This is a genomic window from Kordiimonas sp. UBA4487, assembly GCF_002389025.1.
Lineage (GTDB): Bacteria > Pseudomonadota > Alphaproteobacteria > Sphingomonadales > Kordiimonadaceae > Kordiimonas > Kordiimonas lacus.
In genome coordinates this window covers 775,235-792,099 of the sequence record NZ_DGNR01000011.1, presented here as the reverse complement: position 1 = coordinate 792,099, position 16,865 = coordinate 775,235, and the positions used below count along the sequence as shown (strand labels likewise).

Genomic DNA, 16,865 nt, shown 5'->3' with positions numbered 1-16,865 from the left:
GGCGACGATACGCTGATCGGCGGCGACGGTGACGAGCAGCTCACCGGCGACGCAGGTGATGACGCTCTGATGGGCGGCGCGGGCGACGACACGCTTGCGGGCGGTTCGGGCGCCGACAGTTTCGTCTTCGGCGACGGTTGGGGCCAGGACGTGATCGAGGACTTCAGTATCGGTACTGACATTCTCGATTTCTCGGTCTCCACCCTGTCGTTTAGCGGCCTGACAATCACAGACGCAGGCGGCAACGCTGTGGTCTCCGACGCGAATGGCAACAGCATCACGCTTGCAGGCGTGAGTGCGGCATCCGTCAGCGAAAGCGATTTCAGCTTTGGCGACACGGTCATGGGCACAGCCGGCAACGACAGCCTGACCGGCAGCCTGGGCCGCGACAGTATTGTTGGCCTGGCGGGCGACGATAGGATTCTCAGTGGCGGCGGCATCGACACCATCGATGGCGGCGCGGGCAACGACTGGATCGAAGGCGGCGCGGGCGCTGACCTGATCAGCGCCGGCTGCGGCGATGACACGGTGGGCGCCTACGGCGACGAAGAGGCTTCATCGGGCGTGGGCCTGGAGGATGCGTCGGATGCACCGCAGGTAAGCGTCACAGATGACCTTAGCTATATCTATAGTGGTGGCCGCAGCCGTGAAGGCATTGCCGCGACCGATGAGATGGCATCCGGCCAGCACTATTGGGAAATCACGCTTACAGATATCGCGCGGGCCGGTAGCGGTCTCTTTGTGGCCATTGCGGCGCCCGCAGATAGCAACTGGAGTCAGGAGCTGGCCGAAATTGAAGGCTCCCTGACGCTGCGCGGCAATGGCCAGACCTATGTTGGCGACGGTCGACGCATACGCCGCGATGAGAACGGCTTTGACCGCGTGAAAGAAGGCGACGTGATTGGTGTGGCATTTGATGCCGACGCAGGTGCCATCTGGATTTCCGTCAACGGTGAATGGCAGAATGGTGCCACGGCCGCGGAAATCGCCGCAGGCGATACCAGCCATGCCGCCATGACCGGCATCACCGAACCCTATGTTCCCACCGCCGGCGGCTACGACAGCAGCAGTCGGGGCGGCCATTCGGCAACCTTTGCCTTCAGCAGCGACGATTTCGCCTATGCGGCACCGGACGGCTTCAGCCCCTACGCCGGTGAGCCCATGGGCGGCGATACGGTGGACGGTGGCCTTGGGGTCGATATCATCACCTTCGCCGACCTCACAGCCGGTGTGGACATGACAGATATCAGCCTGTCGGACGCTGGTGGCGCCGTCATCGGCAAGGACGTCTACCAGAATTTCGAAGGCGTGACCGGCAGCAACCATGCGGACCTGCTGAACGGCGGCAACGGCAACAATATTCTGTCTGGCGGCGCGGGCGCGGATACCCTTGATGGCGGCGCAGGCAATGACACGCTTCTGGGCGACAATGGAGACGACATTCTCATTGGCGGGGAAGGCGACGATACGCTCACGGGCGGTGCAGGCGCAGACCTCTTCCAGTTCGGCAGCGGCTTCGGTAATGATGTGGTGGCGGACTTTGACATCAGCACGGACCAACTGGACCTGCGCGGTGCCGGCTTCAACTTTGCCCAGGTCCTGGCAGGGCTGACACAGGACGGCGCTGATGCGGTGTTTGATGACGGCAACGGCAACAGCCTGCGCCTCGTCGGCGTGACCGCAACGGATGTATCCGTTGGCAACTTCGCCATTGAAGGCACCCTGTGGTTGGGCACCGACGGAAACGACACCCTGACGGGCGACAGCAGCGATGACTATGTGATCGGTATGCTTGGCAATGACATGCTGACCTCAGGGGCCGGTGACGACACGCTGGATGGTGGGGACGGCAACGACACGCTGGACGCGGGCGCGGGTGACGATACACTTATCGGCGGTGCGGGCAACAACCAGCTGACAGGAGGCTCGGGCAGCGACAGGTTCGTGGTGCGCTCGATCGACACCGGCAATCACACAGTCACCGACTTTGACGTCGACGCCGATATTCTTGACCTCAGCGCCACCACCATCACCGCAGCCAACCTATTGGCGGCGGCGGAAGAAACAACACAGGGTGGCACTGCGGGTATCCTGCTGGTGGATGACTGGGGCGGCACCCTGTTCATCGAAGGCCTGTCCCTGGCTGAGCTGATGGATGCCACCATCCTGTTCAGCGGCGAAACCGACGTAACCTTACCAGTCGAAGGCGACAGCATCCGCGCTGGCAACCGTGCTGATGTAGTGAACGGTACAGAAGGTGATGACCAGATCGACGGACGGCGCGGTGACGACACCATCAATGGCGGCGCGGGCGATGACACCCTCACCGGCAACCGCCATGATGACCGCTTCATTCTGGGCGCCAATTCCGGCAACGATGTGATCACCGACCTGGACAGCCGCGACGATACGCTTGACCTGTCTGGCGTGGCCACGAGCTTTGCGACGCTATCCGATGTCCTGGACGCGGCGTATGAGACCACTCACGGCCGCGACGATGGTGTGCTTCTGGACCTGGGCAGCGGCAACAGCGTGTTCCTTGAAGACATCAGCCTGGCTGAACTGACACAGGTCACTATCCTGGGTGACGGTGGCACAGTCCTGGATGTGGCGGCCAGCGACGACCGGCTTCGCGGAACGTCAGGCGCGGACACATTCACGTTCGCAGGTGACCACGGTAATGACGTGATCACCGGCTTCGACCCGCTTGTCGACAGCCTGGATCTGACCGGCATCACCACGCCGATCGACTCCATTGCCCTTGTGGCCCGTGAGACCACGCTGGGCCGCGACCATGGCGTACTGATCGACACCGGCGGCGGCAACACAATCTTCATTGCGGATGTGTCGCTGGGTGAAATTGCCCTCGCTGACATCGACCTTTAGCCAACAGAGCGGCCCTTCCCTCCAGCGGATGGGCCGCCTCTTTTTCCCGCCCTTGCCACAACCGCTGGCGCGCGCTAGACATTTTGTTGTGTTTCACGGGAATGATCGGGCGAATGCTGATGCTGCGCTTTGCTAAACTGCTGCTTCTACTGGCGCTGCTGAGCGGCCCCGCGTTCGCAGGCGACACCCGGGTGGCTGTGGCCACCAATTTCACCCATGCGGCCCGCGCCCTCACCACCGCTTTCGAACGGGAAACCGGCCACCGTGTGCGTTTCAGTTTCGGGGCCACCGGCCAGCTTTATGCCCAGATCAGCCAGGGGGCACCCTTTGATGCCTTCCTCGCCGCCGATCAGGTGCGACCCCAACGTGCCGAGGTCGAAGGCCTGGCCGTCCGCGGCAGCCGCTTCACCTATGCCATGGGCGCCCTCGTGCTGTATGGCGGCAACAAGCGCCCGGTTCAGGAAGGAACATTGGCCACGACAGCCCCCGACCGGCTGGCCATCGCCAACCCGGCGACGGCCCCATATGGCGCTGCGGCCCTTGAAACGCTGGCGGCCATGGGCCTGTTGGAGACGTATCAGGAGCGGCTGGTGCGCGGCACCAATGTGGCGCAGGCCTACCAGTTCATTGCCACAGGCAATGCGGAACTGGGCTTTGTGGCACTGGCGCTGGTGTTCGACCAAGCCCCGACGGATTATTGGCTGGTCCCCGCAACCCTCCATCGGCCCATCGCGCAGGATGCTGTGCTGCTGACACGCGGTGAAACCAATGACGCCGCACGGGCATTTCTCACGTTCCTTCAGGGACCAGAAGCCCGCGCCATCATCTCCCGCATGGGGTATCACCTGCCCGCAGCCAAGGGGGGAGCCGCGGATGGATGATCTGAATATCTGGTCCCCGATCCTGCTAACGGCGAAACTTGCGTCTGTCACGACGCTGATCCTGATGGTTATCGGCACGCCCATTGCCTGGTGGCTGGCGCGGTCCGGGAGCCGCTTCAGGGAAGCCGTGGCCGCCGTGGTGGCCCTGCCGCTGGTATTGCCGCCCACGGTGCTGGGCTTTTACCTGTTGATGGCGCTGGGCCCGGACGGCCCAGGCGGCATGATTGCGTCGCTTTACGGCGCGCGGTCCCTGGCCTTCACCTTTGAAGGACTGGTGATCGGGTCGGTGATCTATTCCCTGCCCTTCGTGGTGCAACCCATCAGGAACGCGTTCGAGGCTATCGGTGACCGCCCGCTGGAGGTCGCCGCCACGTTGGGCGCCAGCCCGTGGGACCGATTCTGGAGCGTGGCAGTGCCACTGGCGCGCCCGGGCTTCCTCACGGGCGCGGTGCTGGGGTTCAGTCACACCGTGGGTGAATTTGGTGTCGTGCTGATGATCGGCGGCAACATCCTGGGCGAAACGCGGGTGCTGTCTGTGGCCATCTATGACTATGTGGAAACGCTCAATTGGGCACCGGCCCATATGCTGGCGGCCGGCCTTTTGGCCTTCTCCTTCCTTGTGATCTTTACCGTCATGACGCTTGAAAAGCGTTGGCGGTTTAAAAGGGAGGACCGGCCATGAGCGCTGACATGATCCAGGCGGCCTTCCGGGGGCAGACCGGTGGCTTTGATATCGACGTGGCATTCACCATGCCGCGCGCGGGTGTGACCGCGCTTTTTGGCGCATCCGGCAGCGGCAAGACAACCATCCTGCGCGCCATGGCCGGGCTGGGAAAACTTGAGGGCAGCCTGCAGGTGGGCGACGCCATATGGCAGGACAGCGCGCGCGGTATTTTCAAGGCCCCGCACGAACGCCCGATCGGCTATGTGTTCCAGGAAGCCAGCCTGTTCCCGCACCTCGATGTGGCGGACAACATCCGTTTTGGTGAAAAACGGTCCCTGCGGGCTGGCGCCACCCCGCCCGTGTTCGGGGACATCGTCGACCAAATGAAAATCGGCCGCCTTCTGGACCGCGCACCCCACACCCTTTCGGGCGGCGAACGCCAGCGGGTGGCCCTGGCCCGGGCGCTGATGCGCGGACCCGAGCTGTTGCTGATGGACGAGCCCCTGTCGGCATTGGACCGGCGCGGGCGCGACGACCTGCTGGGCTGCCTTGAAGCCCTCCACCGGGAAGCCCGAATCCCGATTCTTTATGTCAGCCACGATTCGGCAGAGGTCGCGCGGCTGGCCGACCATCTGGTGATCATCGAGGGCGGCCGGAAGCAGGCGGAAGGTCCCGCAGGCACCCTGTTCAGCCAGCTTGATTTCATCCCGCCGGACGGGCGCGCAGAAGCGGGCGTGATCCTGGAGGCCCGGGTGCAGGATCATGACAGCACCATGCAACTGACCCACCTGGCGGTGAACGGTCAAACCATGACCACCCCGGCCATTGAAGCGCCGGCGGGCACTGAAGTGACACTGAGGGTCAAGGCACGGGATGTCGCGATTGCGCTCAAGAAGCCGGAGGCCATCAGCATCCGCAACATTCTTGAGGGCACCATTCTGGAAATCCGCGACGCTGATGATGTTGGGCATGTGGATGTGCTGATCGATATCGGTGGGGGCCAGCTCAGGTCCCAGGTCACCCACGATGCCTGCAATGATCTTCAGCTGAAGGCTGGTACCTCCGTCTTCGCGCTGGTGAAAAGCATGTCGTTTGACGGCCCCGGCGCCTAGCCGAGGCCTGGGCATCCCTAAACGGTACCGCCCGCAGCCGCACGCGGTTTGATGTCCGCGACACCCGCCATCTCATCGGCTGTCGGCATCCAGCTCAGGCGCGCGAACACATCGTCCGACATGCTCGCATCCTCAACGAACCCGTATTGCATCAGGAATTTTCCCATGGCGAAATCATCGCGCCGGGTGGGTACCAGAAGTGGCTTCTTGGTCGTCGCCGCCGCCTTCATCAGCCACAGAAGGATCGACGAGCCATAACCCTTGCCCGAGGCCTTCTTGATGAAATCCAGATCCACCAGGCGAAGCTCAACGGGCTGGACATCCAGTGTCAGGCGCCCGATACGGGTGCCGTTCTTTTCCAGGATCAGATAGATGGCGTTGGGGAACTGCGCCCCATAGCCGCCTGATTGGGCATCAAGCTGCATCTCGATCACGGTTTCGATATAGTCCTTGTCCGCGTCAACCATCCGCAGGTCATCGCGGTTGTCCCTGTACATTTTCGCCAGGAAATCCTTGTCATGGCGGCCTGCTGGGCGCGCGCTGATGCCGTGCGGCAGGTTGACAGTTCCTTCAATCATGCTGTGTCTCCAATCTCGGTAACGGCAGGGATCAGTTGAACATCACCTGATAGTAAGCGCCCTCAGGCAATTGTGCCGGGCGCATCATCCGGTGGATCATCAGGCCATCAAGGGAACCGTCCTTGAGCCCGACGATGCTGCCGTTAAATTCAATGGTTTGCTGCATCAGGTGCGCTTCATCGACATCGGCCCGGAATATCAGCAGGAAGGGCGTACGCTTGCTGTCTGGCCCGGCTGAATCAGGTCTCTCTGTGCATTCCATCAACCGAACCGGCATTGCCAGATCGCCCGCGACAAACTGATAGTCCTGGTCTTCGCCGCCAGCAAAAAGCTGCGCATTCGCGGTCCCGACAGAAAGCTGTGCTGTCTCTGTATTGGTCATGATTGTCTCCCGAATTGGTTCCACCCACTCCCGCCTTCCCTGGCGAGTGGGGCGCCGCGCGCACGCGGCACCCGATATCTATCGCCCGCTCAGGAGCGCGACGGATAAATGCCAGACATGCAAATGCTGTAATGGACAGCCTGCACTGGTTGCTGGATCGTCACAGCCCGGGTCGCCTGCGGCGTATTCGCAATACTGAGACGGCTGTTGTCGAACTGCACATCCCCAGCCACAGTAACGCCACCAATTTTTGCTTTTGCCTTAACATCAGATGGCGCAATAAACAGATTGCCCTGCAACTGGCCAAAGGAATTGCCTGGCCCGGCGACATAGTCACCAGTGTTTGGCACTGCATTCTTGCCGCCGCTGTTTGTTGCCACATGCATGTTGAAACTGACACCCGAACCGGCGCCACTGCCCCCCGAGTAGCTGAAGCTATGCATGTGTGCTGGCATTTCTGAAAGCGACAATACTTCCTGGTACAAGCCAGGCATTGTGCCCATTACCCTTGGCGTCAGCCCGGGAGCTTGCCCCCACCCCATCGGGATACGCCCCCTCAGGTCAGGCAAGTTAAAGGTCGTCCTGCAATCACCGCCAAACCGACAGCCCAGAAGCGAAAACAGCGCCGTGAACTGCGAAATATCGATTATGGCACCATTGCAACGGCCCCATTCTGCCGGTGTGAATTGAAACCCAAGCGCCTTGATGACGCCCATATATTGTTCATACATGATAAATCTCCTGCTGCCCGTTATCCGAAATTGATTTCGTAAAGCACAACAGGGCTGGGCTGAGTTTCCTGCTCGGTATCGACGACCGTCACATCATCGGCTTTTTTCTTGGCCTTGGCGGGCGCCTTTTTCTTGGCTGCCGCCGCGGCCTTCTTCATAGCCTCTGTGTTGAAATCCTCGCTTTCAGGGTTGTCAGCCTTGTTGTCCACATAGAGGCCCTCAAGCACGCCGACCTTATCAACCGCAAGGTTGTAACAACCGTCAGGCGCCTGATAGGACTCGGGTCCGCTCAGGATCACCGTGAAGGGTTTCTTACGGCACCCGGCGGGGCGTTCATCGTCCTTCTTGATCTTGACCTCATGAACTTCCTCAACCGTCAGGTCAATGTCAGGGCCGTCCATGATCGTCAGGGTCACTTTTGACCCGATGATATCCTTAAAATTCTTTGATGTTACCTTGTCCAGCATAGCTAAACCTCCTTCTATAAGGGCTGGATAATCCGTCCCTTGGGGTTAGCTGCGTGATGGGAACATACCCTGCATGCAGATGGCGAAGTTGATCACCGTACTCGGTTGAATGATAGAGAAAGGATAGTTCTGGCCGGTGTTGTGGATAGCGAACGCGCTCGAATCGAAACCACCCTCCCCTGAGATGCTGACACCGCCAATAGGCACCGATGCCGTTACATCTGCGGGTGACAGGAATAGGCTTTCCTGCACTTGACCAAGGGAGTTACCAGGGCCCGCAATATAGTCGCCGTCAGCAGGCACTTGCTTCTTGCCGCCGCTGTTGGAAGCCACTTCTACCTGTGCTGCCAAGCTGCCGCCGCCTCCGCCGGCGTACGAGTGGGTGTGGGTGTGTGCCGGGAGATGGGCGCTTTGCAGCGTAACGCTTTCAACACCCACCTTTTGCCCCATGATGTAAGGGGGAAGCCCCGGCCCCGTGCCAAAGCCCATGGGGACACGGCCACGCAGTTCGGGCAGACCAAAACTGGAGCGACCATCGCCACCAAAGGCTGTCCCCAAAAGCGAGAACAGCGCTGAATACTGACTGATCGCGAGCAGTCCGCCTGCACACGCGCCGTAGTTGCGCGGTGTAAAATTGAAGCCGAGAGCCTCGATGACTCCAAGATAGCCTTCCATAGGATTTCCCCTAAAATTATTGGAATGGATGCAAAAAACTCGGAAAACACACGCATAACAAGAAGTGGGATTGAAACCCTAAGATTGTTATTCGTCAACCTATTAGTGCTGACGAAAACTTGAACAATCGTAACAGTGGTTGAATGAGCTGACCTGACAAAAATCGTAAAACCCCTTAAAACCCTTACTTTACGGAGGGAAAATTCATCTTCCTCTCATCCACCGCCCTCCACTTACAACTAAAATACAACCATTGAATCGCCAAAAAGTCGAAAATTATTGTTTCTTGTGAAGTAATTCTCCACTATTTTGCTACGTGCGTATGAATAGCTGCGAACTGTTTGAAGTTTCGATTGTCGCGATTGTTTTAGCAAAATCTGCACGTGTATTTGGGGGCATAGTACACTCGAGCAAGCTGCCGGAACCGCGCCAGGGCGGGACTGAGACAGGTTGGTCAGATATTCAGCAATAGGATCATACCATGGTAGACGGCTTCTACGGCGCCACCACATCCATCACTCGTCTCTCCAGCAACAGTTCAGAAACCGGTAAATCATGCCCTGAAGGCATGCAGCGTGCATCGGTTTTGATTATCGATTCGACGGTTGCTGACGCGGATATCCTGCTGGCAGGCCTTGTCCCCGGCACACAGGTGGTGCAGGCGGAAGATGGCAAACTGACGGATGTCGCGGAAAGGCTTGAAGCCCTGTCCCCGACCCATGCAGTCCATATCCTGTCACACGGTGAACCCGGCGCCATTATGCTGGCCGGGCAACGGATCGACAGCCATTTTCTCGAAAAACCCAGCCCCTTTTCCATGGCCCTTGCGCATGTCACCAAGACTGGTGGCGACATTGCCTTATGGGCCTGTTCGGTCGCCACGGGAGCTTTGGGTGCACGCTTTGTCGACCAGATCGCCAACCTGACACAATCAACAGTAGCCGCCACCAACCGGCTTGTTGGCAACGCCGCAACAGGTGGCACCTGGAACATTGGCGTAAAGGCACCCTTTTCGCCCGCCGCGACAGAAGCTTATCCCCACACCTTACCCACGTTTGACTTTGATACTAACCTGACGTTGGGAACAGCGTCCGGCGCAGATGCAGTGGCTGATAACCAGGCAACTGAAACCGTCGATGGCGTCACTGTTACTGTAGAATATAGTGGCGGCACCATTGGCAGCGCCGCCTACAACACCCAGAACCTGACGGGCCAAACGCTATATAATGCGTCCGGTGGCAATGATACTATCACCCAGATCACCGTCACATTCGATACCGCCATCGATGTTACGCAATTCGTCTTTGGAGATGCCTCGGTCACAGCGACAGGTACTTTTACCTACACGCCAATCGGCGGAGGAAGCACGATCAATGTTTCCTTCGGCAGTTTTGACAATGCCGCAACCGATGTGGTCAATCCTGGTGACTGGACAGGAATTACAGGCTTCACCATCACCGTAAGTGATGGCGGCGCCAACGGCTTTGATGCAGTTCTCGACAATATTGTTTTCTCGATCCCAACTAACAACACGCCGACGGTCTCGGGCGCGCCAACCGATATTACAGTTACTGAAGATACGGCATCGAGCGTTGACCTGTCTGCCGTTACGTTCGCCGATGCGGACGGTGACAGCCTTACGGTCACGCTGAAGGTCGACAGCGGCACCTTCTCGACTCCGGTCGACGGTTCCGGCGTCACGGAAACGCTGGTCAACAGCACCACCATCACCCTTGTGGGCGCCGTTGCTGACATCAATAGCTATCTCGATACTGCGTCAAACATCCAGTATACCGGCGCATCGAACGCCAATGGCAACGACGCAGCCACACTTACGATCGCGGTTACCGATGGCACGGACAGCGCGGCCAACAATGACGTCAATATCGACATCACGGCGGTCAATGACGACCCGACGATTTCGGGCCTGGCGGCTGACGTCACGGTCACGGAAGACACCGCTTCGAACCTCGACCTCTCGGCGAGCGCTATTGCGGATGTGGACAGCACGGGCACCATTACCACCTATCTGATTGCCAGCGCCGGCACCCTTGCCGCGACGTCGGGCGGCAGTGTTACGGTCAGCGGATCGGGCAGCGGCACGCTGACACTTTCGGGCACAATTGCCAACATCAACACCTTCCTCGACACCGCCTCAAACGTGACCTATACCGGCGCGTCCAACGCCAACGGCAATGACGCCGCCACCCTGACGGTGCGCGCGAACGACGGCGACGGATCGGGCAATGTGGATCTGGGCACCGTCAATCTTGATATCACCGCCGTTAATGATGATCCGGAAATTTCCGGCCTGGCCAGCGACGTAACGGTCACAGAAGATACAGCCAGCAACCTCGACCTGTCAGCCAGCGCTTTCTCTGACGTAGACAGCTCAGGCACAGTCACGGTTTATCTGATCGCCGGCGCCGGCACCATGACGGCCACGTCAGGCGGCAGCGTGACCGTTGGCGGGTCGGGCACGGGAACGCTGTCGCTTTCCGGCACCTTCACCAACATCAACACCTTCCTGGATACCGCGTCGAACGTTCAATATACTGGCGCGTCTGACGCCAGCGGTAATGACGCCACCACCCTCACTGTGCGAGCAAACGACGGCGACGGATCGGGCAATGTGGACCTGGGCACCGTCAATGTGGATATCACCGCGGTCAATGACGACCCAACCCTCTCGGGCCTGCCTGCCGATGTGACAGTCACTGAGGACACAGCCTCAAGCGTGGACCTGTCTGCCGCCAATTTCGGTGACGTGGACAGCAGCAGCATCACCGTAACCCTGACCGCCAGTGCCGGTACTTTCAGTACGCCGGCAAGCGGCGCAGGAGCGGGCGCAGGCGTCACGGCAACACTGGTCAACAGCACCACCATCACCCTTGCGGGGGCCCCGGACGACATTGACACCTATCTCGATACCGCGTCGAACATTCAGTATACCGGCGCGTCGAACACGAGCGGCAACGACGCTGCCACCATCACGGTAACAGCCAATGATGGCGACGGATCGGGCGATGTATCGCTTGGCACTGTCAATGTGGACATCACAGCCGTCAATGACGATCCGACCATTTCGGGGCTCGCAACCGACGTAACGGTCACAGAAGATACAGCCAGCGACCTCGACCTGTCCGCCAGCGCCTTCGCAGATGTGGACAGTGCAGGCACAGTCACGGTTTATCTGATCGCCGGCGCCGGCACCATGACGGCCACGTCGGGTGGCAGCGTGACCGTTGGTGGGTCGGGCACGGGAACGCTGTCGCTTTCCGGCACCTTCACCAACATCAACACCTTCCTGGATACCGCCTCGAACGTGCAATATACCGGCGCGTCTGACGCCAGCGGCAATGACGCAACCACCATCACTGTGCGGGCAAATGACGGCGACGGCTCCGGCAACGTGGACCTGGGCACCGTCAATGTGGACATCACGGCGGTCAATGATGCGCCGGTGCTGGATAACACCGAGTCGCCAACCCTGACAGCGATTGACGAGGATGCAGGCGACGATGACGGCTCCGGCGCCGACGGCGACGATGACGCCACCGACAACACCAACAACGGCGGCACCACAGTGGCCAGCCTTGTTGTGGATGGGTCGATTACTGACGCGGATGGCTCCGCTGTTGAGGCTATCGCTGTCATTTCAACCGACGTTGGAGCCGACACGAACGGCGTTTGGCAATATTCTCTGGACAGTGGTACAACATGGTCTGAAATCACGGGTATAGGAACAGCCGCTGATAATGTTCTTTTGCTAGGACCAACAGACCTGATCAGGTATGTACCTGGTGAGAATTGGTACGGCACGTCACCGAATATTAGATACCGAGCTTGGGACCAAAGTACCGGAACAGCTGGTGATATTGTAAGTTCTAGTACATCTGGTGGTTCAACAGCTTTTTCAACTGCAATTGAGCAGGCATATATTACCGTAAATGCGGTCAATGATGCGCCGACCTTCTCGGGCCTCGATGGCGCGCCGTCCTTCACCGAAGGTGGTAGCGTTGTCACCTTTGACAGCGACGTCACAATTTCAGATTTCGAGCTTGACAACGCCAGCGACTATTCGGGTGCGTCCCTGACCATCGCAAGAAACGGTGGCGCTGACAGCAATGACGATTTCGACTTCGACACGTCGGGCGCCAGCTTCACCGTGTCGGGCGGCAACCTGCAGTCCGGCGGCCAAACCTTCGCCACCTTCACCGACAGTAGCGGCACGCTGACCATCAACTTCACATCCGGCAGCACAGCGGCCACCGGTGCGCTGGTGGACGAAGTGCTGCAGCGCATCACCTATCAGAACACCAGCGACGACCCGGCCTCCAGCGCCCAGATGGACTGGACTTTCAGTGACGGCACGGACAGCGACAGTGGTTCGACAACCGTGTCGATCACGGGAGTGAACGACGAACCCACGCTGACCGCCACCGGTGCAGATCCAACCTTCACCGAAGGCGGCTCGAACCAGGATCTGTTCTCCGGCGTCACGATAGACACGGTTGAGAGCGGCCAGACCATCACGGGCATGACCATAACCGTCACCGACGTCTCCGATACCGGTGAGGAGTTCATGGAGATCGACGGGTCCGTGATCGATATCACGCAGGCCTCCAGCAATACCACTGCGACCAACGGCCTGAGCTACAGCGTGGCCTTCTCCAGCGGCACAGCCACCATCACCCTGTCGGGCGGCACCTTGACCGAGGTCGAGGCCCAGACACTGGTTGACGGCCTGACCTATGGGCATACCGGTGACGATCCGACTACCGGGTCAAGCCGTGTGGTCACGCTGACCAGCATCACCGACAGCGGCTCCAACACCGGCGATAACGACAATGTGGCGGCACTGGCCGTCAGCTCAACCGTCTCCATCACAGCGGTCAACGACGCGCCTGTGGTCTCGAACCTCAACGGTGATGCCGCCAGCGAGATTGTGGCCGGCGACGGCGCGCAGGATGTCACCGACCTCAATGATGTGACCGTCACCAATGCGGATTCGTCTGATTATAACGGCGGATTTATCACGCTCAGCCAACTATCCGGCACCACAAATGGTGACTGGTCGGTCGACGGCACGAATGTGACATCCGGCGGCGACGCCACCATTTCGGCGGGTGAAACCATCCAGGTCGGCAGCTTATCCGTCGGCACGGTGGACGCCACCGATGACGGTCAGGGCGGCAATACCCTGACGATCAACTTCAGTTCAGCCAATGCCACGAACGCCAACGTCCAGACCCTGATTCAGAATCTGGAACTTTCGGCAGCGACAGGCCTGGGTGACCGTTCCTTCACCCTGGTACTCAATGACGGCGACGGCACCGCAAACAGTGGTGACGAAGATACAGCCGCCACCTTCACTGTCGGCGTCACGGGCAACCCGCCAGCGATTGGCAATCTGGATGGCGACAGCCTGACCTTCACAGAAGGTGACAGCGCAACGCTGATTGATGTCAGCAGCAATGCAACGCTGACAGATGCGGATTCGAGCAATTTCGACGGCGGCAACATGACAGTCACCTTCCAGTCGGGCGGTCAGGCCGCGGAAGACCTGCTGACGCTCGACACTTCCGGCACGGTATCCCTTGCAGGCACCACCGCGGGCTCGAACGTGTCCGTCAGCGGCACGGTTGTGGGTACGCTGGGTAACAATATCAGTGCGGGCAATGACCTGGTTATCAACTTCAACACTGATGCCACACCGGCCCGTGTGCAGGAACTGTTGCAGGCGATCCAGTATGACAATGAAGGTGGCGACAATCCGACAGACGGCGACCGTGTCGTTCGCGTGACAATCACCGATTCGGATACCAACCCGGCTTCCAGCTCGGCAGACATCACGATCAATGTTGATCCGGTCAATGACGCCGCATCAGGCGCCAGCCTGCCAACAGATGTCACTGTCACGGAAGACACAGCAAGCGATGTTGACCTTTCGGCAGCCGATTTCACGGACCCGGACAGCGCCAGCGTTACCGTGACACTGACCATCGATGACGGCACCTTCTCGACCCCAGCCGACGGCGCAGGTGTCGGCGTCAACGAAACGCTGGTCAGCAGCACGGAAATCACGCTCGAAGGCGACGCGGACGATATCGATACCTATCTCGATACCGCGTCGAACATCCAGTATACCGGGTCTTCGAACACCAACGGTGGTGACGCGGCCACCATCACCGTTACTGTCAATGACGGTGACGGGTCGGGCGACGTAGCTGTCGGCACCGTCAATATTGACATCACCGCCGTGAACGACGACCCAACAGTCGCCAGCCTGCCAACGGATGTGACGGTCACAGAAGACACGGCCAGTAATGTTGACCTGTCAGCCGCCAACTTCGGCGATGTGGACAGCGCCACGATCACCGTCACCCTGACCCTTGATGACGGCACTTTCAGCTCGCCGGCAGACGGCGCAGGCGTGGGCTCGGGTGTCACCGAAACGCTGGTCAGCAGCACGGTGATCACGTTGGTGGGCGCACCGGACGACATCGATACCTATCTCGATACCGCGTCGAACATTCAATATACCGGCAGCGCAGACACCAACGGCGACAATGCCGCCACCATCACCGTGACAGCAAACGATGGCGACGGCTCTGGCGATGTGGCGATGGGCACGGTCAATATCGACATCACGGCCGTGAACGATGATCCGACAGGCGCAAGCCTGCCAACGGATGTGACAGTCACGGAAGACACAGCAAGCGATGTGGACCTGTCGGCCGCCGACTTCGGCGACGTGGACAGTGCCAGCATCACCGTGACATTGACCCTCAGCGATGGCACCTTCAGCACACCGGCCGATGGTGCAGGCGTGGGCGTCACGGCAACCCTGGCCAACAGCACCACCATCACACTGGCGGGCGACGCAGACGATATCGATACCTATCTCGATACCGCATCAAACATTCAGTATACCAGCGCCGCCAACGCGGACACGGATGACGCTGCTACCATCACCGTCACTGCCAATGATGGCGACGGGTCGGGCGATGTGGCGATCGCCACAGTCAATGTGGATGTCACCGGCGTGAATGACCTGCCAACCAGCAGCGGCGGATCGATTTCCACCGCTGAGGACAGCAACAAGACCTTCGCATCCAGCAACTTCAACTTCAGCGACGTGGATACCGGCGACACGCTGCAGAGCGTCCGTATCGACACGCTGCCAAGCACTGGCACACTGAAGCTCTCGGGCGTGAATGTGACCGCAGGCGACGTGATTGCTGTCGGCGATATCGGCAACCTGACCTTCACCCCACCGTCAAATCAGTCGGGGTCAACCAGCTTCACCTACAGCGTCAATGACGGCACCGGCTTTGCCACCAGCACAGCTACGATGAATATCTCCATCTCGGCGCGCAACGATGCGCCCACCAACGTCAGCCTGAGCAACAGCAGCGTGCAGGAAGTTGTGCCGGGTGCAGTTGTGGGCACTGTCAGCGCCAGCGATGTGGATGACAGCAGCCTGACCTATACGGTCAGCGACAATCGCTTTACCATCGACAGCAACAATCAGCTGAAGCTGAAAGCCGGCCAGATCCTTGATTTCGAAACCGAGCCGACTGTCACCGTCACACTGACGGCAACCGATGATGACGGCGCAAGCGACAGCGACGATTTCACCATCACCGTGATCGACGTCAATGAAATCATCAACGGTGGCAGTAACGATGATACCATCGACGGCACCGACAACGACGACTATGTGCAGTCGGGCAGCGGCAACAACCGCATCAGAACCGGCGGCGGCAAGGACACCATCGACGGCGGCGACGGCAACGACGACATCGGCGGCGGTAATGATGACGACTTCCTCAAAGGCGGCGGCGGCAATGATACCGTCGATGGCGGTCTGGGCAATGACCTGGTCTATGCCGGCCTTGGCGACCTGGGCGACGACACGGTCATGGGCAGTGGCGGGTTCGACAGCCTGGGTGGCGGCGCCGGCAATGACAAGCTGGACGGCGGCGACAACGACGACCTCCTGTGGGGCCGGTTCGGCGACGACACGGTCGATGGCGGAACGGGCGACGACATGCTCTATAACGGCGAAGGCAGCGATACTGTCATGGGCGGCACCGGCGATGATACGCTGTGGGCTGGCGCGGGCGACGATGTGCTGTCGGGCGGATCGGGCGAGGATGTCTTCATCTTCGGCGCCGCTTCGGGCAACGACACCATCAGCGACTTCGAGCTGGCGAACGACAGCCTGGACCTGCAATATAGCGGCGCAGGCTTTGACGCCCTGGCCGACGTACAGGCGGCCGCCAGTGATACCACGCAGAACGGCCAGGCTGGCTTGCTGATCGACCTGGGGAACGGCCAGAGTGTGTTCCTCATAGGCCTTGATACCGGGGACCTGGCCAGCATGACCCTCACGCTCTAGCCCACCAATCCATCAGCCAGCGGCTTTATGTCGCTGGCTTTTCCCTATGGCGCCCATTCTTGATGGCTGGTCTTCAAGGGCA

At 59.8% G+C, this 16,865-nt stretch carries 9 protein-coding genes and 1 pseudogene; 5 read left to right on the top strand and 5 right to left on the bottom strand.

The features are described 5' to 3' along the window. From B3Z17_RS09320 to modC, 4 genes and pseudogenes are all read left to right on the top strand, one after another. A pseudogene (locus tag B3Z17_RS09320) lies at nt 1–2,886 on the top strand (hypothetical protein); the annotation flags it as partial. A gap of 119 nt (nt 2,887–3,005) precedes the next feature. After that, on the top strand, nt 3,006–3,767 hold the full coding sequence (modA, locus tag B3Z17_RS09315; protein WP_286829545.1) for a molybdate ABC transporter substrate-binding protein: 762 nt from the start codon (nt 3,006–3,008) through the stop codon (nt 3,765–3,767). Beyond that, on the top strand, nt 3,760–4,449 hold the full coding sequence (gene modB, locus B3Z17_RS09310; RefSeq protein WP_286829544.1) for a molybdate ABC transporter permease subunit: 690 nt from the start codon (nt 3,760–3,762) through the stop codon (nt 4,447–4,449). The genes modA and modB overlap by 8 nt, the downstream gene beginning before the upstream one ends. Beyond that, complete coding sequence (modC, locus tag B3Z17_RS09305; protein ID WP_286829543.1) at nt 4,446–5,543, top strand: molybdenum ABC transporter ATP-binding protein; 1,098 nt, start codon at nt 4,446–4,448, stop codon at nt 5,541–5,543. Before modB ends, modC begins: the two co-directional genes overlap by 4 nt. A gap of 17 nt (nt 5,544–5,560) precedes the next feature. On the opposite strand, the gene B3Z17_RS09300 is transcribed toward modC, so the two are convergent. From B3Z17_RS09300 to B3Z17_RS09280, 5 genes are all read right to left on the bottom strand, one after another. Then, complete coding sequence (locus B3Z17_RS09300) at nt 5,561–6,121, bottom strand: hypothetical protein (protein ID WP_286829542.1); 561 nt, start codon at nt 6,119–6,121, stop codon at nt 5,561–5,563. Between the two features lie 31 nt (nt 6,122–6,152). Continuing rightward, on the bottom strand, nt 6,153–6,503 hold the full coding sequence (locus B3Z17_RS09295) for a DUF6916 family protein (RefSeq protein WP_068309142.1): 351 nt from the start codon (nt 6,501–6,503) through the stop codon (nt 6,153–6,155). Between the two features lie 89 nt (nt 6,504–6,592). Then, on the bottom strand, nt 6,593–7,234 hold the full coding sequence (locus B3Z17_RS09290) for a phage tail protein (RefSeq protein ID WP_286829541.1): 642 nt from the start codon (nt 7,232–7,234) through the stop codon (nt 6,593–6,595). Between the two features lie 20 nt (nt 7,235–7,254). Further along, the gene (locus tag B3Z17_RS09285; RefSeq protein WP_286829540.1) at nt 7,255–7,701 is read right to left on the bottom strand and encodes a DUF6916 family protein; all 447 of its coding nucleotides are present in this window, start codon (nt 7,699–7,701) and stop codon (nt 7,255–7,257) included. A 45-nt stretch (nt 7,702–7,746) separates the two neighbouring features. After that, nucleotides 7,747–8,376, bottom strand: a complete 630-nt coding sequence (locus tag B3Z17_RS09280) for a phage tail protein (RefSeq protein ID WP_286829539.1) — start codon at nt 8,374–8,376, stop codon at nt 7,747–7,749. A gap of 481 nt (nt 8,377–8,857) precedes the next feature. On the opposite strand from B3Z17_RS09280, the gene B3Z17_RS09275 reads away from it, so the two are divergent. Beyond that, entirely contained in the window at nt 8,858–16,783 is a 7,926-nt protein-coding gene (locus tag B3Z17_RS09275) for a DUF4347 domain-containing protein (protein WP_286829538.1), read from the top strand. Nucleotides 16,784–16,865 lie beyond the last annotated feature (82 nt).

Bases quoted from the DNA above. Each gene is read 5' to 3' on its own strand.
- B3Z17_RS09290 (WP_286829541.1), bottom strand. From the start codon at position 7,234: ATGTATGAACAATATATGGGCGTCATCAAGGCGCTTGGGTTTCAATTC.
- B3Z17_RS09285 (WP_286829540.1), bottom strand. From the start codon at position 7,701: ATGCTGGACAAGGTAACATCAAAGAATTTTAAGGATATCATCGGGTCA.
- B3Z17_RS09295 (WP_068309142.1), bottom strand. From the start codon at position 6,503: ATGACCAATACAGAGACAGCACAGCTTTCTGTCGGGACCGCGAATGCG.
- modC (WP_286829543.1), top strand. From the start codon at position 4,446: ATGAGCGCTGACATGATCCAGGCGGCCTTCCGGGGGCAGACCGGTGGC.
- B3Z17_RS09300 (WP_286829542.1), bottom strand. From the start codon at position 6,121: ATGATTGAAGGAACTGTCAACCTGCCGCACGGCATCAGCGCGCGCCCA.
- modA (WP_286829545.1), top strand. From the start codon at position 3,006: ATGCTGCGCTTTGCTAAACTGCTGCTTCTACTGGCGCTGCTGAGCGGC.
- modB (WP_286829544.1), top strand. From the start codon at position 3,760: ATGGATGATCTGAATATCTGGTCCCCGATCCTGCTAACGGCGAAACTT.
- B3Z17_RS09280 (WP_286829539.1), bottom strand. From the start codon at position 8,376: ATGGAAGGCTATCTTGGAGTCATCGAGGCTCTCGGCTTCAATTTTACA.
- B3Z17_RS09275 (WP_286829538.1), top strand. From the start codon at position 8,858: ATGGTAGACGGCTTCTACGGCGCCACCACATCCATCACTCGTCTCTCC.